General features: G+C 31.3%; 20 protein-coding genes. 11 read left to right on the top strand and 9 right to left on the bottom strand.

Going from position 1 to position 19989, the window contains the following annotated elements; translation table 11 throughout:
• Position 1 precedes the first annotated feature (1 nt).
• A complete protein-coding gene (locus FBF02_RS07545; protein ID WP_002858356.1) occupies positions 2-3097 on the top strand; it encodes a type I restriction endonuclease subunit R in 3096 nt (1031 codons plus the stop codon).
• Positions 3098-3324: 227 nt separating this feature from the next.
• The gene (locus FBF02_RS07540; protein ID WP_002851455.1) at positions 3325-4401 is read left to right on the top strand and encodes an alcohol dehydrogenase catalytic domain-containing protein; all 1077 of its coding nucleotides are present in this window, start codon (positions 3325-3327) and stop codon (positions 4399-4401) included.
• A gap of 1 nt (position 4402) precedes the next feature.
• Here FBF02_RS07540 and FBF02_RS07535 read toward each other — a convergent pair whose 3' ends face one another.
• Together FBF02_RS07535 and FBF02_RS07530 are read right to left on the bottom strand one after the other, a co-directional pair.
• Entirely contained in the window at positions 4403-4852 is a 450-nt protein-coding gene (locus FBF02_RS07535) for a lipocalin family protein (protein ID WP_002851461.1), read from the bottom strand.
• Complete coding sequence (locus tag FBF02_RS07530; protein ID WP_002855295.1) at positions 4840-5187, bottom strand: helix-turn-helix domain-containing protein; 348 nt, start codon at positions 5185-5187, stop codon at positions 4840-4842. The genes FBF02_RS07535 and FBF02_RS07530 overlap by 13 nt, the downstream gene beginning before the upstream one ends.
• Positions 5188-5286: 99 nt before the next feature.
• Between FBF02_RS07530 and FBF02_RS07525 the strand changes: the two genes are divergently transcribed.
• A complete protein-coding gene (locus tag FBF02_RS07525; RefSeq protein ID WP_002851227.1) occupies positions 5287-5865 on the top strand; it encodes an NAD(P)H-dependent oxidoreductase in 579 nt (192 codons plus the stop codon).
• Between the two features lie 32 nt (positions 5866-5897).
• Entirely contained in the window at positions 5898-6794 is an 897-nt protein-coding gene (locus tag FBF02_RS07520; RefSeq protein ID WP_002869215.1) for a DMT family transporter, read from the top strand.
• On the opposite strand, the gene FBF02_RS07515 is transcribed toward FBF02_RS07520, so the two are convergent.
• From FBF02_RS07515 to tupA, 4 genes are all read right to left on the bottom strand, one after another.
• Positions 6791-7756 (bottom strand): biotin-dependent carboxyltransferase family protein, encoded by a 966-nt coding sequence (locus FBF02_RS07515; RefSeq protein WP_002858255.1) that lies wholly within the window; start codon positions 7754-7756, stop codon positions 6791-6793. The genes FBF02_RS07520 and FBF02_RS07515 overlap by 4 nt on opposite strands.
• Positions 7737-8477, bottom strand: coding sequence for a 5-oxoprolinase subunit PxpB (gene pxpB / locus FBF02_RS07510; RefSeq protein ID WP_002851148.1), 741 nt, complete (start codon positions 8475-8477; stop codon positions 7737-7739). The genes FBF02_RS07515 and pxpB overlap by 20 nt, the downstream gene beginning before the upstream one ends.
• A gap of 9 nt (positions 8478-8486) precedes the next feature.
• On the bottom strand, positions 8487-9254 hold the full coding sequence (locus FBF02_RS07505) for a LamB/YcsF family protein (RefSeq protein ID WP_002851457.1): 768 nt from the start codon (positions 9252-9254) through the stop codon (positions 8487-8489).
• A 141-nt stretch (positions 9255-9395) separates the two neighbouring features.
• Complete coding sequence (gene tupA, locus FBF02_RS07500; RefSeq protein ID WP_002851335.1) at positions 9396-10205, bottom strand: tungstate ABC transporter substrate-binding protein TupA; 810 nt, start codon at positions 10203-10205, stop codon at positions 9396-9398.
• Positions 10206-10283: 78 nt separating this feature from the next.
• On the opposite strand from tupA, the gene tupB reads away from it, so the two are divergent.
• The 7 genes from tupB to FBF02_RS07465 all read left to right on the top strand — a co-directional run bounded on the left by tupB (position 10284) and on the right by FBF02_RS07465 (position 17879).
• The gene (gene tupB, locus FBF02_RS07495) at positions 10284-10970 is read left to right on the top strand and encodes a tungstate ABC transporter permease TupB (RefSeq protein ID WP_002851481.1); all 687 of its coding nucleotides are present in this window, start codon (positions 10284-10286) and stop codon (positions 10968-10970) included.
• A gap of 1 nt (position 10971) precedes the next feature.
• Entirely contained in the window at positions 10972-11967 is a 996-nt protein-coding gene (gene tupC, locus FBF02_RS07490) for a tungstate ABC transporter ATP-binding protein TupC (protein ID WP_002851507.1), read from the top strand.
• A 137-nt stretch (positions 11968-12104) separates the two neighbouring features.
• Positions 12105-14078 (top strand): acetate--CoA ligase, encoded by a 1974-nt coding sequence (gene acs, locus FBF02_RS07485; protein WP_002851288.1) that lies wholly within the window; start codon positions 12105-12107, stop codon positions 14076-14078.
• Between the two features lie 81 nt (positions 14079-14159).
• Positions 14160-14984, top strand: coding sequence for a UTP--glucose-1-phosphate uridylyltransferase GalU (gene galU / locus FBF02_RS07480; RefSeq protein ID WP_002851421.1), 825 nt, complete (start codon positions 14160-14162; stop codon positions 14982-14984).
• A complete protein-coding gene (locus tag FBF02_RS07475) occupies positions 14978-16198 on the top strand; it encodes a glucose-6-phosphate isomerase (protein WP_002855462.1) in 1221 nt (406 codons plus the stop codon). The genes galU and FBF02_RS07475 overlap by 7 nt, the downstream gene beginning before the upstream one ends.
• Before the next feature lie 129 nt (positions 16199-16327).
• A complete protein-coding gene (locus FBF02_RS07470; protein ID WP_002851546.1) occupies positions 16328-16777 on the top strand; it encodes a Dps family protein in 450 nt (149 codons plus the stop codon).
• Positions 16778-16841: 64 nt separating this feature from the next.
• On the top strand, positions 16842-17879 hold the full coding sequence (locus FBF02_RS07465) for an ATP-binding protein (protein ID WP_002851155.1): 1038 nt from the start codon (positions 16842-16844) through the stop codon (positions 17877-17879).
• On the opposite strand, the gene FBF02_RS07460 is transcribed toward FBF02_RS07465, so the two are convergent.
• Genes FBF02_RS07460 through coaE form a run of 3 tightly spaced genes read right to left on the bottom strand, consistent with a single transcriptional unit; the run spans position 17876 to position 19933 of the window.
• Positions 17876-18607 (bottom strand): glucosaminidase domain-containing protein, encoded by a 732-nt coding sequence (locus FBF02_RS07460; protein WP_002851407.1) that lies wholly within the window; start codon positions 18605-18607, stop codon positions 17876-17878. The two genes, FBF02_RS07465 and FBF02_RS07460, sit on opposite strands and share 4 nt — an antisense overlap.
• Complete coding sequence (gene dapF / locus FBF02_RS07455; protein WP_002851173.1) at positions 18582-19331, bottom strand: diaminopimelate epimerase; 750 nt, start codon at positions 19329-19331, stop codon at positions 18582-18584. The genes FBF02_RS07460 and dapF overlap by 26 nt, the downstream gene beginning before the upstream one ends.
• Positions 19328-19933, bottom strand: a complete 606-nt coding sequence (gene coaE / locus FBF02_RS07450) for a dephospho-CoA kinase (protein ID WP_002851523.1) — start codon at positions 19931-19933, stop codon at positions 19328-19330. The genes dapF and coaE overlap by 4 nt, the downstream gene beginning before the upstream one ends.
• Positions 19934-19989: the final 56 nt, after the last annotated feature.

Here is a 19989-nt window from a genome sequence, read left to right as displayed (position 1 = left end):
AATGAGCAAGGCGAAGACTAGTGAGTTTGATTTAGAGCAGTTTGTTATATCATCACTACTTGAGCATGGGTGGTGCTATGAAAAGCCTGTAAGAGCCACTGATGAAGTTTTGCTAGAAACTAGCCTTGTAAATGCACTTTGTAGGCTAAATCCACAGCTTGATTTATCAAAAGCTAATGAAATTTATAAGGAGCTAAAAAGCAAAAATCATCTTAGCCTTTTAGATAGCAATGAAAACTTTCATTATAAGCTTGTAAATGGGGTAAATATAAACACTACAAAAGACGGCGAAAGCAGAGCTGATATCATAAATCTAATTGATTTTAATAATGCAAGCAACAATGAATTTATAGCAACAAACCAGCTAAGCATCACAGAAGCTAAAGAAAACAAAATCCCCGATGTAGTGCTATATATAAATGGAATTCCGCTTGTTTTAATGGAGCTAAAAAGCCCAAGCGATGAAAACGCCACGATAAACTCAGCTTATAATCAAATAAACACTTATAAACAAACAATCCCAAGTATTTTTACATATAATGCTTTTTGTGTGATAAGCGATGGGTATTTTGCTAGGGCGGGGAGTATTTCGGCTGATTTTTCAAGGTTTATGGCGTGGAAAAGTAGCGATGGGATAAACTACGCTCCAAACAAGTCTTTAGAAATTAAAACCTTAATAGATGGTATGCTAAATCCAAAAACCTTGCTAGATATCATTTGCAATTTCATAGTTTTTGAAAAAGAGCAAATAAGAGATTTAAATGGTATTTTAAGTATAAAAACTACCAAAAAAATCGCTTGCTATCATCAATACTACGCAGTAAATAAAGCCATTAGTAGAACAATCACAGCAAGTAGCAAAGACGGAGATAAAAAAGGTGGCGTGGTGTGGCATACGCAAGGTAGTGGGAAGTCTTTGTCTATGGTGTTTTATAGTGCTAAAGCGATAAAGGCTTTAAATAATCCTACGATTTTGCTTATCACGGATAGAAATGATCTAGATGATCAGCTTTTTGGTACTTTTGCAAGTTGTGCGAACCTTTTAAGACAAGAGCCAAAACAAGCAAACGATAAAGAGCATTTAAAAGAGCTTTTAAGGGTAGCTAGTGGTGGAGTGGTATTTACTACTATTCAAAAATTTAGTCCAGAAAATGATAATGTATTTGAGTGCTTATCGCTTAGAGATAATATCATCGTAATTGCAGATGAAGCACACAGAACCCAATACGGCTTTGATGCAAAAGTAGTAGAAGAAAAGTCAAAAAGTGGCGATGTGCTAGGGCAAAAGATAGTTTATGGTTTCGCAAAATATCTGCGTGATGCTTTGCCAAATGCTACTTATATAGGATTTACAGGAACGCCAATTGAAAGCCATGATATAAACACCCCTGCAGTTTTTGGAAACTACATAGATATATATGATATATCAAGAGCTGTTGAAGATGGTGCTACTGTGAGTATATATTATGAAAGCAGACTTGCCAAAATAGAGCTAAGCGAAGAAGGAAAAAGGCTTGTAAATGAATTAGATGAAAAGCTTGAAAACCAAGATAGCCAAAAAGCAAAAGCTACTAAGCTAGAAGCTTTAGTAGGTAGCACAAGCAGACTAAAACAAATCGCTAAAGATATAGTAAAACACTTTGAAACAAGGTCTAGTAAGCTCGGCGGAAAAGGTATGATAGTAAGTATAAGCCGAAGCGTAGCTATAAAACTATATGATGAAATCATAAAAATAAGACCAAGTTGGCATAGCGATGAGCTAAGTAGCGGGGCTATAAAAGTAGTGATGACTTCAAGCTCTAGCGATGGGGTAGAGTTTAGTAAACATCATACAAGTAAGATTCAAAAGCAGTTTTTGGCAAATCGTATGAGAAATATAGACGATGAATTAAAACTAGTTATAGTGGTGGATATGTGGCTAACTGGCTTTGATGTGCCATCGCTTCATACTCTTTATATAGATAAGCCTATGAAAGGGCATAATCTAATGCAAGCTATAGCTAGAGTAAATAGGGTTTATAAGGATAAACCTAGTGGGCTTGTGGTGGATTATCTTGGGATTGCAAGTGATTTGAAAAAAGCTTTATCATTTTATAGTGAAAGTGGTGGCAAGGGCGATATAATCACTACTCAAGAAGACGCTGTAAAAGTGATGATAGAAAAGCTTGAAATCGTAGAACAAATGCTGCCAAATGACTATGAAAAATACTTTGAACTTGATACGGGGGCTAAACTTGAATATATACTTGATGTAGAAGAGCATATATTATCAAATGAAGATGGTAAGAACAGATTTATAAAAGAATTTGCAGCACTTGATAAAGCCTACACGATAGCTATGCCACACGAAAAAGCTTTGAGCATAAAGAATAAAATCGCTTTTATGTATGCGATAAAGGCTAGGTTTTTAAAGTTTGCTAAAGAAAATGAGAATGAAAATTTGCTTAATCAAGCTTTGATAAAGCAAGTAGTAGATAAAGCTATTGTATCATCTAAAGTGGTGGATATTTTTGATGCTAGTGGTATAAAAAAGCCTGATATATCTATACTTTCTGATGAGTTTTTACTAGAAGTAAAGAATATGAAGCGTAAAAATTTAGCCTTTGAAATGCTAAAAAAGATACTAAATGATGAGATAAAAGCAAGAGAAAAGCTAAGCCTAACAAAGGCTAAAAAATTAGCACAAATGCTTAGTGATGCTATCAAAAAATATAACAATAAGCTAATCTCATCAAGCGAGGCACTAGATGAGCTAATAAATATGAGTAAAAGCATAGTAAGTATGGAAGATGAGGCTAAGAAGTTAGGTTTAAAAGACTATGAATACGCCTTTTACTCAGCACTTGCTTGTAATGATGAGTATGAAAAGATTTTAGGCAATGAAAAACTATTAGCACTCGTTAGTGAAATACTGCAAATTATCAAAAACAATGTAAGTATAGACTGGATGATAAAAGAAAATGTAAGAGCAAGATTAAGAGTAGCTGTAAAAAGAGTGTTAAATAAGTATGGTTATCCACCTGATATGCAACAACTTGCAATTGATGGAGTTTTAGCTCAAGCTGAAATTTTGGCTAAGGAATTAGCTAACGAGTAGAATTTAAGCGATACTGAAATTAAATTTGTTTGTATTATTTTCTTTTATCTTTATTATAGATAGCTTGATTTGTCGTTGCAACTATGTCTTTGTTATAAAATTTGCTTAATTTTATACAATTTCACTAGTATCCAGTATTTATACTAATTTTTAAAAAATTATTTTCACTCTTGACTTATAGCTACTCTAATGTTTTATAATTATAAAAAATCAAAAAAGGAGCAAAAATGCAATACAAAATTTTAGAAAACAATCGCATCGCAAGTAAAGGCTATGCAATGCTTAGCAAGGATGCGAAATTTACACCCTTTGAATTTAGCCGCCATGCTATTGGCGATAATGATATTTTGATTAAAATCCTATATGCAGGCATTTGTCATAGCGATATTCACACCGCAAGAAGCGAGTGGGGAGAAGCTACTTATCCTTGCGTGCCTGGGCATGAGATAGCAGGAGAAGTTATCGCTGTGGGTAAAAATGTGAGTAAATTTAAAGTAGGAGATTACGCAGGGGTTGGTTGTATGGTAAATTCATGCGGTGAGTGCGATGCTTGCAAACGCTCACAAGAGCAGTTTTGCGAAAATGGCAAAACCATCTTTACTTACAATAGTTGTGATGTATTTCATGGCAATGAAAACACTTATGGGGGCTACTCAAACAACATAGTTGTAAGTGAAAAATTTGCCGTTTGTGTGCCAAAAGATGCACCGATGGAAAAAGTCGCGCCTTTGCTTTGTGCAGGAATTACCACTTATTCTCCGCTTAAATTTTCAAATATCAAAGAAGGCTCAAGCGTAGCAGTAGCGGGATTTGGCGGACTTGGTATGATGGCGGTTAAATATGCTGTGAAAATGGGTGCAAAGGTTAGCGTTTTTGCTAGAAATGAAAACAAAAAAGCCGATGCTTTGGCTATGGGTGTAAGCTCATTTTACACAAGCTGCGATAAAAACGCTGTAAAAGAACGTTTTGATTTAATCATCTCAACCATTCCAACGCCTTATAATCCTGCTATTTATTTGGATTTGCTTAAATTTGGCGGTGAAATGGCGATAGTGGGTTTGCCACCTCACGAAGTTGCTCCAAGTATCAGCGTGATAACCTTTGTACATAAGGCAGGTAAAAAGGTTTATGGCTCGTTAATTGGTGGTATTGCTGAAACTCAAGAAATGCTTGATTTTTCTTTAAAACACGGAATTTATCCAGAAACCGAGCTTATTACCCCACAAGAAATCGATAAAGCTTATGAAAATCTAACCTCAGGAAAGGCTAAATTTCGCTATGTCATTGATATGACAAAAGAATAATTTAATACTTATCAAAAACCACATCGCTAATGTCAAATCCCCTTTGCTTAGCGATGTTTAAAAGCTCTTTTATATTTTTTTCATCTATTATATTTCTTGCTAAAATCCAAAGATATTTTTTATCAGGACTACCCACAATGGCAACTTTATACTCGCTATCAACAAAAATGATTTCATAATTTACTTTATTAAAAAGGTTCATAAAGATGTTAAATCTCACTGCTAATTGCCTATTTGAAACGATTTTTGCCTTACCCTTTATACTTGAAATTTCATTTTTTTTACTGCAAAAATTCTCAATTTCTACATAAGGAATGCCATTTTTGTATTTAAGCTCGTATTTTGCCTTTGAATTTAGGCAAGATTTTTGAAAAAAGGCCGGTTTTCTAGCTATTTCAAGCCATTCTCCCATATAATTTTGCAAAGAAAGTTCGCCAATTAATTCAAGCATTTTTTCCCTTTTTTGTCTTTCTTGCCCCATTTGCTCATAGCTTGTAAAATGGGAATTAAACTTTGTCCACGTTTGGATAAGCTATATTCTACCTTGGGTGGAATTTGAGCGTATTCTTTTCTGATAATTAAACCATCGTTTTCTAGTTCTCTTAAGGTATTGGTTAAAGTTTTAAAAGATATGGAGCTTAAAAAGCGTTTGAGTTCATTATAACGCACGATTTCATAGCGAAATAAGCAGTATAAAATACTCATTTTATATTTTCCATTAATTAATGCTAGAGTATAGTTAAATCCACATTCTTCGAAATTGCACGGAGAATTCTCTTTAGTCATTTAACATTCCTTTAGTATAGTATATTACTTTATTTTCTGTATTGAAAATGATATTATGCTAAGTTATAATTGTATCATAAAATTTAAAAAAGGATAAAAATGAAAAATATACTCTTGCTTAATGGTGCTAAAGAATTTGGAAATTCAAAAGGACAACTTAATTTGACATTGCATAATCATGCTTTAGAAATTTTAAAAACACTAGGATACGAGGTAGATCAAACTCACATAGATCAAGGATATGATCCTAAAGAAGAGATACAAAAATTTATAAAAGCTGATGCTGTGATCTATCAAATGCCAGCTTGGTGGATGGGGGAGCCTTGGATAGTTAAAAAATATATCGATGAAGTGTTTGGTTTGGGTGCTGGAGTGCTTTTTAAAAATGATGGAAGAACTCATGAAAATCCTAGTAAAAACTACGGAAAAGGTGGTTTAGATCATGGTAAAAAATACATGTTTTCTCTCACTTGGAATGCACCTCTTGAAGCCTTTAATGATAAAAATGAATTTTTTGAAGGAAAGGGTGTAGATATGGTGTATTGGCATTTGCATAAGGCTCATGAATTTATAGGTATGAAAGCTTTACCAACTTTTATGTGTAATGATGTGGTAAAAAATCCTCAAGTGGAAAAATATCTAAACGAGTATGAACTACACTTGAAAAAAATTTTTTAAAAAATTTGACTTAAAAATTTCAAGGTGTAACATTGACTCGAACAAAGTATTTGTATATCTTGCTTGTTATTGCTATGTTTTTATGGGGCTCATCTTGGCCAACATCTAAGATTTTAGCAAATTATACGGATACTTCTATTATTACCTTTTGGCGTTTTTTCTTTGTTGTATTGGGTTCATTTTTTGTTTTAAACTTCTTAAAAATTCCTCTTAAAATCGAAAAAACTGCCTTAAAATGGGTATTGATAGCAGGAGTTTTAAATGGGCTTTATGCCTTTGTATTTTTTATTGCTATAAAGCACGGCTTGGCAGGCAAAGGAGGAGTTTTAGTAACCACTATGATTCCTATTTTTTCTTATTTGATATTTATGATAGCGATATTTTTTCAAAAAAACAAAAAATCAACTCACAAGATCACAAAGAGTGAAATTCTAGGCTTATTTTTAGGTTTATTATCTGGATTTTGTTTGCTAAATTTAGGGAGTTTAGAAGATTTATTTGGTAAATTTAATATTTTATTTTTAACTTGTTCTTTTATTTGGGCTTTGATGGCAGTGTTTAATCATAAAGCCAAAGGAGCTCACCCTTTGGCGATTAACTTTTATATTAATCTCATTTCTATTTTAATGTTTTCTTGGATATTGTTTGATGTAAAAAGTTATGAAATTTTTCATTTTGAATTTAAATTTTGGATCAGTATGTTTGTCGTGGCTTTTTTATCAACTATTATAGGAACTAGTATTTATTATTATGGGATTCACATTTTAGGAAGCGTTAAGGCAAATTCTTTTGTTTTAATCACTCCTGCTAGTGCTTTAATTTGTAGTTATTTTATACTAGATGAGGTGCCAAATGCACTTACCTTGTTAGGTTGTGCCTTGGCTATAGGTGCTATATATTTTATCAATATTTATGGCAAAAAAGCTTAGATTAAATTTTCAAAATCAAGATTGATTTTTTGATCCATAGCTTTAAATTTCATTTCTCTTTGTTTATAAAGTTCTAAGGCTTCTTGCATGCTAATGCTTTGAAATTTAAAGCTAGAACCTAACTTAGCTTGTGCGAGTAAGCTTAGATCATTTTCTATAACCGTGGCTATTTTTGTATAGCCTCCTGTGCTTTGTCTTCCTGCCATTAAAATGATAGGAATACCACTTTTTGGCACTTGTATACTTCCAAAAACCGCAGGATCTGAGATGATATCTGCTGAGTTTTTATGCTCTATACTTTCACTAGATTCTGCATAAATTGCCATTCTATCGCTTTTTAAACCTACTTTATAAGTAGTATTTAAAAAGGTTTCTATGCCTTTTTGGGTAAAAGCATCTTCATTTGTTCCTAAAATAACGCGTATAATAGGCTCTTTAGGGCTTTTAAAAAGAGGATTTTCACATTCTCTAGCTTCTAAATTAAAAGGTATAAAAGTATTATGAGTATTTAAAATATCATCTTTTTGCAAAGCTCTTCCTTCAAAAACTCCAGCTCCCATTTTAGCATCACTGGATTTAGAGTTTAAAAAACTTTTTACTTCAAAGCCACCCGCTACGCATAAATACCCACGAAAACCTATTTTTGCTAAATCAAGTTCTAAAATATCGCCTTTATTTGCTTGATATACTTTGCAAGTTTTGATTTTTTGATTATCAAGCTTTGCCTCAAATTCAGCTCCACTTAAAACAAAATAATTCTCATCTAAAAATTCGTATTTTCCACCCTTTAAACAAAGCTCAATTCCTGCTTCATCTTGTTTGTTTCCAAGCAAGATATTTGCCATTCTTAAAGCATCTTCATCCATAGCTCCACTTCTTGCTATGCCAAATTTAGCAAATTTTTTTCTACCAAAGTCTTGCAAACTTGAATTTATAGATGCTTCAATGATTTTTATACTCATAAATTTCCTTTTGATAGACTTTTTTAGCAACTTGCTCTTGGATATCGAAAAATTCATCTTTTGAAATGGCTTTAAATTTTAAAAACATACCCGCTTTTAAAAGAGTGGGATTTTTTTCATCTTCTTTATCAAAAAATTCCAAAGGTGTTCTAGCAATGATTTGCCAACCCCCTGGACTTGATATGGGATAAACTCCTGTTTGTTTATCGGCTATACCTACACTTCCAGCTTCTATTTTTGCTCTAGGGCTTGAAAGGCGTGGGGTAAAAAGTCTTTCATCTAAACCTCCAAGATAAGGAAAACCTGCCATAAAACCTAGCATAAAAACAAGATAATAAGGTTTAGTGTGAAGAGATATAAGCTCTTCTTTTGAAATTTGATTGTGTTTGCACACAAATTCTAAATCCAGCCCAAATTCTTCATCATAACAAAGTGGAACTTCTATACAAAGACTTGAGTTTTGTTCTGCAAGTTTAATATCCTTTTTAATTTTTTCCAAAAAATCAAGCAAGGAATTTAAAGAAAGCACGCAAGGATTAAAATATATAAGCAAGCTTGCATAAGCACTTACCAACTCATCAATCCCATAAATTTCACCTTCTTTTAGGGCTTTTTGTATCCTTTGTTCTGTGCTTAAAACATAGGCATTGATTTGAGGTGAAATTTCTTGCTCAAAACGCAAAAGCAAAGCTTTACTTCCACTAAAATGCACACTAAACATTGCTAAAACTTATATAAAATTTTCCAAAGCACAAATTTGAATTTGCTCTTTTTTTAAATTTTCTTTGATTTTTTTAACAAATTCTAAAGCTTTTGCATTATCCCCATGAACACAAATACTATCGGCTTTTAAATCAATTTCTTTGCCATTTATGCTTGTAACTTTGCTTTCTTTTATCATTTTTATCACGCGTTTGATAGCTAAATTTTCATCGTGTATTAACGCCCCTTCTAATTTTCTTGAAACTAAAGTGCCATCATCATTATAGGCACGATCTGCAAAAACTTCATTAGCATATCTTAAACCCTTTTTCTTAGCTGCTTCATTCATAGCAGAATTACTAAGCCCTAGAAAAATAATATTTTCATCAAAACTCGCCACTGCCTCACAAAGTGCTAAGGCTAAATTTTCATCAATAGCTGCCATATTATAAAGCGCCCCATGGGCTTTAAAATGCTGTATTTTCATACCTTTTGCCTTAGCAAAGCCAAATAAAGCTCCTAGTTGATACAAGGCATAGTTTTTAGCCTCTTCAAAGCTTATTTGCATATTGCGTCTTCCAAAACCCAAAAGATCAGGATAAGATGGATGTGCTCCTATGCAAACACCATTTTGCTTGGCTAAATTTAAGGTTTCATCCATCACACAAGGATCACCCGCATGAAAGCCACAAGCGACATTTACTGAACTTACAAATTTTAAAATTTCTTCATCCATTCCCATTTTATAGGCGCCAAAACTTTCCCCTAAATCACTATTTAAATCCACTTTGAACATTATTTGACCTTGTATATTTAATTATTGATTTTATTATATCTAAAGAAGAATTTTAAATAAGCTAAAAGTTTTGAAAAATAAATAAAAAAGTTACAATAAGTAAAAAATGATATTTTAAGCAGGTTAAAACCTGCTTAATTTTTAGTCTTTTCTTGTTTTTGCATCAATTACAAATAAAGGTTTATTAAGAAGTTTAAAATCAGCAATGAAATTTAAAGTCTTATCACTTGTTACCCATTTGATAAATTTACTAGCTTCTGTATAATTTACATTTTTACAATGCTTAGGATTTGTCGCTATAACAGAATAAAAATTTTTAAGACTATCATCGCCTTCATTTACAATGACTAAGTTTGGTTTGCCTTTTTCATTGGCTTCATATTTGATATAAGTACCACGATCGGTTAAAATCACACCTTTTTTTTCTTCAGCGATTTTAATGCTTGCTAACATACCTTGTCCGCTTTGTTGATACCAGCTTTGCTTTTCAGGAACACCGCCAAGATTTTTCCAAAGGCTTTTTTCTTTATTGTCAGTGCCTGATTTATCGCCTCTTGAGATGAAAGTAAGCTTTTCATTTTTGATAAGTTCTAAGCTTTCTTTTAAATTTTTACCTTTAAATTTAGAAGCTAAAGATTTATCTGCGATGATGATAAAATCATTATACATCACAGGAGTTCTATCTACACCAAAGCCTTTTTTCATAAATTCTTTTTCAGCCTTTGGAGAATGCACAAAAAGCACATCAGCATTGCAATCTTCACCCATTTTTAAAGCCGCACCTGTTCCTACGGCAACCCATTTTAAGGTATTGCCACTTTCTTTTTCATAAAGAGGTTTTAGAGCATCTAAAAGTCCTGTATTGTCAGTGCTTGTTGTAGTTGCCATTTTAAGTTCTGCTGCACTTGCACTTAAAGCTAAAGCAAGGGCTAAAGAAATGATTTTTTTCATTTTTTTTCCTTATAAATTTATATAAAAAAATATTTTAGCATAATTATGCTAAAATTACTTATTTTAAAAAGGATATTTTTGGATTATATTTTTGATGGTTTTAAACAGGCTTTATTTTTACTTTTCAATGCTGATGAAAGCGTAATTTCAGCTATAAAAACTACACTTTTAAGCTCAAGTATTTCTATAGTTTTAGCTTTGCTTATAGGTTTTCCTTTGGGATTTATCTTAGGTTTTTTTGAATTTAAATTGAAGCGTTTTATAAAACTTATAGTTGATACTAGCCTTTCTTTTCCAACAGTTGCAGTAGGACTTATACTTTATGCACTGATTTCAAGTCGAGGACCTTTGGGAGAATTTGGATTGCTTTTTACTATAAAGGCTTTAATTTTAGGGCAGTTTATCTTAGCGCTTCCTATAGTGATCGCACTTTTTTCAAATTTGATAGAAAATATGAATAAAAAACATTTTTTACTTATAAAATCTTTTCACCTAAGTCCTTTAAAACTTGTTTTAACGATGATTTATGAATTACGCTTTGCTTTGATTAGCGTCGTTGCACTAGCTTATGGACGCATTGTAGCAGAAGTAGGAGTAGCGATGATAGTAGGTGGAAATATCAAATACGATACTAGAACCATAACCACAGCTATTTCTCTTGAAACAAACAAAGGCGAATTTGCTAGCGGTATAGCTTTGGCTTTGGTTTTAATTCTCATTGCCTTTTGTTTAAATTTCATCACGCACAAACTCAAAAGAACATAAAATGATAGAAATTTCTAATCTTTTTTTCAACTATCAAAACAAAGAAGTTTTAAAAATCAAAAATTTAAAACTTGATACAAGTAAAATTAGCATCTTAATGGGAGCGAATGGAAGTGGAAAATCTACATTTTTAAGAATATTAAAATTTTTAGAAGGAGATTTTTCAAAAAATATTTCTTATTTTGGAAATTTTAAACCTAATAATAAGCAAAAGCGTGAAATTTATTTGCTTTTTCCAGAGCCTATTTTGTTAAATCGTAGTGTAAGGGCAAATTTTTTATTTACCTTAAAAACTTATGGGATTAAAGAAGATATTGAAGAACGCATAAAAGAAAGTTTGATGTTTTTAAATTTAGATGAAAGTTTTTTAAGTAAACATCCTAATGAACTTTCATCAGGACAAAGTCAAAAAATAGCTTTTGCTATAGCTTTAAGCGTAAGAGCGAAGTATTATTTACTTGATGAACCAAGTGCTTTTTTGGATAAAAATACTACACTTTTATTTAAAAAAACTATTCTTAAAATGCATGAAAATTTCAATACAGGTTTTTTAATCGCAAGTCATGATAAACATTTTTTAGATTCTTTGGCGCAAAAAAAACTTTATTTGCACAGTGGAGAAATTTTAGAATTTGAAAATACTAATGTTTTTGAACTAGAAAATCAAGGTGTGAAATTTTGTAATTTTATAGATTTTAGTAATTGTAAAAAATATAAAGATTTTAAAAAACCTCCAAGCAAAATTGCTATTGATCCTTATAAAATTTCTTTTTTTAATTCTAAAAATATTCCAAAAAATAATTATGATTTTATTTTAGAAAAATGTTATATTATAGCACTTAGAAGTAGGAAAAGTGATGTTTTTATAAGGGTAAGTTGTATGGATAAAATTTTAGAATTTGCCTTGGAAAAACAAGAATTTTTAAGATTCGATTTAAAATTATACGAAGAACTTAGTCTTTATTTTTATGAAGATGCAATATGTTTCTTAAATTAACATACATTATAAAATTTAAATAAAATATTACAAATATTCCCATTTTTTATAAAATTTATCTTAATTATTTTTTAAATTTGTATTTAATACAAATAAACTCTTATATAATGTTTAAAAACAACCATAAAGGAGTTTTTATGCTTAATCAAAATAATCAAGAGCTTTTTAAGCCAAGTAAAGAATTTTCTCGTAATGCTCGTATAAAAAATTTATGTGAATACTATGATTTATGCGATGAAGCCAAGGAAGATTTTGAAGGTTTTTGGAAAAGACAAGCATTTGAGAAGATTGAGTGGTTTTCGCCTTTTTCAAGAGTGCTAAATGAGGATAAAGCTCCATTTTATAAATGGTTTGAAGGTGGAACTTTAAATGTAAGTTATCAATGTCTTGATCGTCATATGAAAACAAGACGCAATAAAGCTGCTTTGATTTTTGAAGGTGAAATGGGGGATTATGAAGTTTATACTTATAGAAGATTATTGCATGAAACTTGCAAGGCGGCCAATTTGCTTAAAAAATTCGGAGTAAAAAAAGGCGATAGGGTTGTAATTTATATGCCTATGATTCCAGAAACAGCTATAGTAATGTTAGCTTGTGCAAGGATTGGGGCTATTCATAGTGTAGTATTTGGAGGGTTTTCTCCTGAAGCCTTAAGAGATAGAATTATAGATGCAGGAGCTAAACTTGTAGTAACGGCTGATGGTGCTTTTCGTCGTGGCAAACCTTATATGTTAAAACCTGCAGTAGATAAGGCTTTAAGTGAAGGGTGTGAAAGTGTAGAAAAAGTACTTATAGTTATACGCAATAATGAGCCTATAGAATATATTAAAGGAAGGGACTATGTTTATAACGAACTTGTGAAAAATGAGTCTTATAAGTGTGAACCCGAAATTATGGATAGTGAGGATTTGTTGTTTTTGCTTTACACTTCAGGATCAACGGGCAAGCCAAAAGGAGTTATGCATGCAAGTGCAGGATATATACTTTGGGCACAAATGACTATGGAATGGGTTTTTGATATTAAAGATTATGATAATTATTGGTGTAGTGCTGATGTGGGTTGGATTACAGGACATACTTATGTAGTTTATGGGCCTTTAGCATGTGGGGCAACGACTATAATGCATGAAGGAACTCCTACTTATCCAAATTCTGGGCGTTGGTGGAGAATGATAGAAGAGTATCAAATAAGCAAATTCTACACTTCGCCAACTGCCATAAGAATGCTTCATGCTGATGCACCTAATGAGCCAAGAAAATATGATTTAAGTACGCTTGAAGTGCTTGGAACGGTTGGAGAGCCTATCAATCCTAGTGCTTGGAAGTGGTTTTATGATGAAATAGGGGGAACTAAAAGTCCTATAGTCGATACTTGGTGGCAAACAGAAACAGGTGGGCATATGATCACGCCTTTACCAGGCGCCACTCCTTTAAAACCAGGTTGTGCCACCTTGCCTTTGCCAGGGATTTTTGCGGAAGTTATTGATGAAGAAGGCAATAAAAAAGATGAAGGTGAAGATGGGTTGCTTTGTATAACTAAACCTTGGCCTTCGATGATTCGTGGAATTTGGGGCAATGATGAACGCTATATAGAAAGTTATTTTTCTCAAGCTAAAAAAGATGGAAAAGCTGTATATTTTAGTGGCGATGGTGCTTTTTATGATAAAAATGGTTATATTACCATCACAGGAAGAACAGATGATGTGGTTAATGTTGCAGGACATCGTATAGGAACGGCTGAAATTGAAAGCGCTATTGCTAAACATCCAAGTGTAGCAGAATCAGCTGTAGTGAGTATTTTGGATACGATTAAGGGCGAGTCATTGTTTGCTTTTGTGGTTTTAAGTCCTGCATCCAGTTGTGATCTTGGCGGAGCTATAGAAACTTTAAAAGAACTTAATGACATTTTAAGAGTAGAAATAGGACCTATAGCTAAAATAGAAAAAATTCTTTATACTCCAGGTTTGCCAAAAACTAGAAGTGGTAAAATAATGAGAAGAATTTTAAGAACTATAGCAAGAGGCGAAGAAATCAAACAGGATATTTCAACACTTGAAGATTCTAAAGTAGTAGAAACCATTGTTAAATTAGCTAAGGCAGAGTTTGAATAACAAGGCAAAAAGAACTTTGCCTTGTTGCATGAAAATTCATAAAAATAAGCTATAATGATAAAAAAATAAAAGGAAATTTTTATGCTTCAAACTTGTATTTTCCCTGCGGCAGGTTATGGGACGAGATTTTTACCTGCAACAAAAACTTTACCTAAAGAGATGTTACCTATCTTAACCAAGCCTTTGATCCATTATGGAGTTGATGAAGCTTTAGAAGCAGGAATGGAAAATATGGGATTTGTCACAGGGCGTGGAAAAAGAGCTTTGGAGGATTATTTTGATATTTCTTATGAACTTGAACATCAAATTTCAGGTACAAAAAAAGAATACTTACTTGATGAAATTCGCTCTTTGATCAATCGTTGTACCTTTACTTTTACAAGACAAAATCAAATGAAAGGCTTAGGTGATGCGGTTTTAAAAGGTAGACCTTTGGTTGGCGATGAAGCTTTTGGCGTAATTTTGGCTGATGATTTGTGTGTTAATGAAGAAGGCTTAAATGTTATGGCTCAAATGGTAAAAATTTATGAAAAATATCGCTGCACCATCATAGCTGTGATGGAAGTACCAAAAGAGCAAGTTTCAAACTATGGAGTAATTTCTGGAAATTTTGTAGAAGAAAATCTTATCATGGTTAATTCTATGATAGAAAAACCAAGTCCTGATGAAGCTCCAAGTAATCTTGCTATCATAGGAAGATATATTTTAACTCCTGATATTTTTGGAATTTTAGAAAATACTAAAGCAGGAAAAAATGGTGAAATTCAACTTACCGACGCGCTTTTAACTCAAGCAACCAATGGTATGGTTTTAGCTTATAAATTTCAAGGGAAACGCTTTGATTGTGGAAGTGTAGAAGGCTTTGTAGAGGCGACAAATTATTTTTACGAGAAAAGTAAATGTTAAACAATACGCTTTTTTTTAAACAAAGTGAAATTCACACTATAAGTTCTTATGCAAATCGTATTAATGATGAGGTAAAAAGTGGAGATATAGGGTATTATCATCTTATTGACACAAGTTTGAATTTAATCGATGAGAGCTTGCAATTTATTCAAGATAAAGAGTATGTAAAAAATATCGTTTTAGTGGGAATGGGAGGTTCAAGTTGTGGTGTAAAAGCCTTGCGTGATATGCTTTTTAATGAAAAAAGCAACCAAAGAGAGCTTTTTATACTCGATAACACAAGCTCGCATTCTTTTAATAAGACTTTAGAAAAAATCAAGCTTGAAGAAAGTTTGTTTTTAATCATCAGCAAAACAGGTAGTACTATAGAAGTTGTATCGCTTTTTAAACTTCTTATTGAACATTTTAAACTTGATATGCAAGAATTAAAAAAATACTTTGTTTTTATTACCGATAAGGATTCAAAACTTCATCAAGAAGGTGAAAATTTAGGTATTAAATGCTTTTTTATCCCTGCAAATGTAGGAGGTCGTTTTAGCATACTTTCAGCCGTAGGTATAGTTCCACTTTGTTTTTGTGGCTATAATGCCAAAGCTCTTTTAGAAGGAGCTAAAGCTTGTTTTGAAGATTTTTTTACTCACAAAAAAGATGAAATTTTACAAAAAGCCTATCATTATTGTACACACAAAAATGCCAATATCAATGTACTTTTTTCATATAGCGATGCTTTTAAAGGCTTTAATGAATGGTATATCCAGCTTATTGCTGAAAGTTTAGGTAAAAAGCAAGGCTATAAACGCATAGGTTTAACTCCTATTGCACTCATTGGCGCAAGAGATCAACATAGTTTTTTACAACTCATCATGGATGGACCTAAAAATAAAACTGTAACTTTTTTAAAAATCAAAGACGCTCAAAAAGCACCTATTATCCCTGATATTCATTTTAAATTTTTAGATTCTTTAAGTAATAAAGTCAATCTTCACGAACTTTTAAACGCTCAATGTGATGCAACTATGCACGCTTTAATCGCTGAAAATTTGAGTGTTGATGTGATAGAACTTGAAAAACTTGACGCTTGGCATGCGGGATATTTGATGTATTATTATGAACTTTTTACTTCAACTTGCGGTGTTATGCTAGGGATTAACACTTATGATCAACCTGGTGTGGAAGTTGGAAAGTTGATCTTAAAAAATATATTAAATTCTTAATCAAAATTCATTAAAAAAGAGTATAATGATTTTAAGTTAAAATTATAATAAAAATTTTTAATTAATAATAATAATTATTATTTAAGAATTTTATGTTATAATTTTAAAAATTAAAAAAAGGAGTCAATCATGTCAGTTACAAAACAATTATTACAAATGCAAGCAGATGCTCATCATTTATGGGTTAAATTTCATAATTATCACTGGAATGTAAAAGGTTTGCAATTTTTTTCTATACACGAGTACACAGAAAAAGCTTATGAAGAAATGGCAGAACTTTTTGATAGTTGTGCTGAAAGAGTTTTACAACTTGGCGAAAAAGCTATCACTTGCCAAAAAGTTTTAATGGAAAATGCAAAAAGTCCAAAAGTTGCAAAAGATTGCTTTACTCCGCTTGAAGTCATAGAACTGATCAAACAAGATTATGAATATCTTTTAGCAGAATTTAAAAAACTCAATGAAGCAGCAGAAAAAGAAAGTGATACTACAACAGCTGCTTTTGCACAAGAAAATATCGCAAAATATGAAAAAAGTCTTTGGATGATAGGCGCTACTTTACAAGGTGCTTGCAAAATGTAATTTAAGGGGCTTTATGCCCCAATTATACAAACTAGGTTATAATATCCTTTTTTAAAGGATAAAATTGAAAGTACTTAATTTTTTTTATGAAAACCACCCTAAATTTGAAGTAAGTTATGAAAGAAAAAATCAAATTTCAAAACCAAATATTATCATAAAAGGCCCACGATTTTGTGGTAAAAAAACACTTATTTTTAATTTTTTATCTCAATTTAAAGCAAGTGAAATTTTGTTTTTAGATTTATATGATACACGCTTTGAAAAACAAAGTTTAGAAAGACTTGCTGATTTTCTGAATGAAAATTTACAAATTAAAATTCTTTGCCTTTATAATTTGGATTTTATCCCTAATTTAGAAAAAATTAACATTCCCATCATCTTAAGTACAAATATAAAAGATTTAAATGTAAATGGGTTTGAAGAGCTTGAACTTGATTATTTTGATTTTGAAGAATTTATTAGTGTAAGTAAGAAAAATTTACCTATAAATAATTTAGTAGGTCTTTTTTTGCAAAGTGGACGCAGTAAATTTGGAGAAAAAAACATACTTCTAAGACAAAGCTTCACTCTTTTAGAATTAGAAATTTTAAAGTATTTAGCTTTAAATTTGGGTCAGCAAATCAGTATTTCTAAGATATTTATAGAACTCAAAAAAAGATTAAAAACTTCAAAAGATAGTGTTTATCAAGCTATAAAAAAATTAGAAAATACTTATGTGATTTATACCTTAAAACATGATGAAAAAAAACTTCAAAAGATTTATTTTAAAGATTTTGGCCTAAGAAATAATCTTTGTATTTCAAAGGATTTTTCACATTTATTTGAAAATTTAGTTTTAAGCGAGTTGTTTAAATTTAAAGAAGAATTTTTTTATAACAAATACTTTAACTTTTATAGCCAAATATCTAAAATTGCTTATATTTCAAGTCCAACTTTAGATATTGATTTGATCAAGCTACGTGCTAAGAAAATTTTACCAAAGGCTTTAGAACTTGGAATTTTTCATGTGATTTTTATCACTCTTTCAAGCGAGGATAATTTTTTTGAACAAGGGGTTAAATTTGAAGTCATATCTTTTGATAAATTTTCACTTGGATTTTAGGTGTTGTTTGAGTTTGTATCGTATTTTTCAAGGTTGTATCGTTTGATGATTTTTGTAATAAGATTGATATAATATCCCTTGCGTTCAGAATAAGAATCTAAAGTTTTAATAGCCTCTAGCCCTGTTATCTCTTTGCCTTCGCTTTCAAATTTAGCTCTTGCATCGCGAAACTTTTCATAAGCAAAATGACGATTTAAATTTAAAACATAAGAGTCAACACTATCTTGCAGACTATCAAAAATTTTAATTTTGTGTTTTTTATCTGGATGTCTTAAATCAGGAATTAAACCTTTCTCACCCCAAGTCCATTCTCCAAAAAGATTGTTTGCTTCTCTTGCGAAGCGACTGGTACCTGTAGCACTTTCAACTAAAGCTTGGGCTATACCCATGGATTTTGGAATTTTTTGAATACGTTTTTTATATTCTGCAAAATCATAAAGATTTTCAATGCGATATTTGTTTTTTATCGTGATAAGTTTTTCAAGATTTATTTGGTTTGAAGTCCTAAAGCCTGTTTTGTAAGCATCTTTAAAAAAGGCTTCGATAAAAGCTCTTTCTTGTTCAATTTTTTTAAAGCTTTGATCAAACATTTCATTCATTTTTATAAAAAAAATTTGTCTTTTTTGATCTATATCAAGTTTGTAATATTCTTCTCCAAATCCACTCTTTAGATCATCAGCAAAAAGTGGGATTAGAAAAAGACTAAAAAAAATTATAATTGGCTTCAAAACAATACTTTACCTTTCCTTCAAAAAACAATTCTTCATTTTTATATGCAAACCCTACCTCTTCACCACTTTTAGGAGTTATTTTAACTTTATTTTGTACTTTTTTATTTAAAAATGCCAGATAAAAACAAGCCCCCATTCCTGTGCCACAAGCTAAGGTTTCATCTTCAACTCCGCGTTCATAGGTGCGAACTTTTAAATGATTTTCATCTAAAATTTTTACAAAATTAACATTGGCATTATATTTTTGTCTCATTTTTTGACAAAGCATTGTATCAAATTCATCTAAATTTTGACAAAAATGTACTAGATGTGGAACTCCAGTGTTGCAAAGTTGCCAAGTTTTTCCTAATTCTTCAAAAGTATTTTGCACGCTTTTTATTTTGCCTAAAGATACTTCAACTTTATCTTGATTTACCTTTGCTTTTATTATTCCTGCACCGGTTAAAAAACTCATGTTAGGATTTATTTTGTTAATATGATGTGCAAAATGTGCCGCAGCCCTTGAGCCATTGCCACACATAGCAGCCCTTGAGCCATCGTTATTATAAAATTCCCATTCAAAGTCGTATTTTTCATGAGGCAATATTACGATAAAGCCATCCGCACCTATACCCTCATAACGATTACAAAGTTCTTTAGCTAAAGCACTTCTATCTTCTTTTCTATCAGCATTTGTTATGACAAAATCATTCCCACTTGCACAATATTTATAAAATTTCACATGTTTCCTTTAGAAATTTCTTGTATTACTTTAACACATTCTTGCCTAAAATCGGCATAAGAATTAGTATTTTTAATGATAAAATCTGCTTTTTTAAGTTTTTCTTCAATATCTATTTGAGAATCAAGTCTTGCTTTTGCAGCTTCTAAGCTAAGCTTATCTCTTTGCATGATTCTTTTAAGGCTTAATTCTTTAGGTGTGTAAATTACAATGACTTTGCCTAAATTTTCATAAGCACCGCTTTCAAAAAAAAGAGGAATTTCTACAAAAAAAGCTTTATTTTCTTTATCTAGAATTTGCATTTGTTCTAAAATTTTAGCTCGAATTTTAGGATGAGTGAAATTTTCTAAGATTTTTTTAGCTTCTTTATTGTTAAAAACAATTTCTCCAAGGATTTTTCTATCGATTTTCTTTTCTTTTTTGAGTAAATTTTTTAAACTAAAGGGAGAAAAAATCTTTTCAAGTTCTAAAGCATTTTCATCTAAAATTTTATGAGCGATTTTGTCTGCGCTAATGCTTTTAAAGCCTAAAGAATTCGCTATTTCTATAAAAGTGCTTTTACCACAAGCAATTGAAGCGGTTACAAAAAAAGCATTTTTCATCTTATGCCTTATTAAAACTTTTTTCGTTAAAATACCTTTTTAGTTCTTAAAGGAAA

This window comes from Campylobacter sp. CFSAN093226 (assembly GCF_012897595.1).
In the GTDB taxonomy this organism is placed as follows: Bacteria; Campylobacterota; Campylobacteria; order Campylobacterales; family Campylobacteraceae; genus Campylobacter_D; species Campylobacter_D jejuni.
Note: the sequence above shows the minus strand (reverse complement) of the source record. Positions and strands in the feature narration are given on the sequence as shown.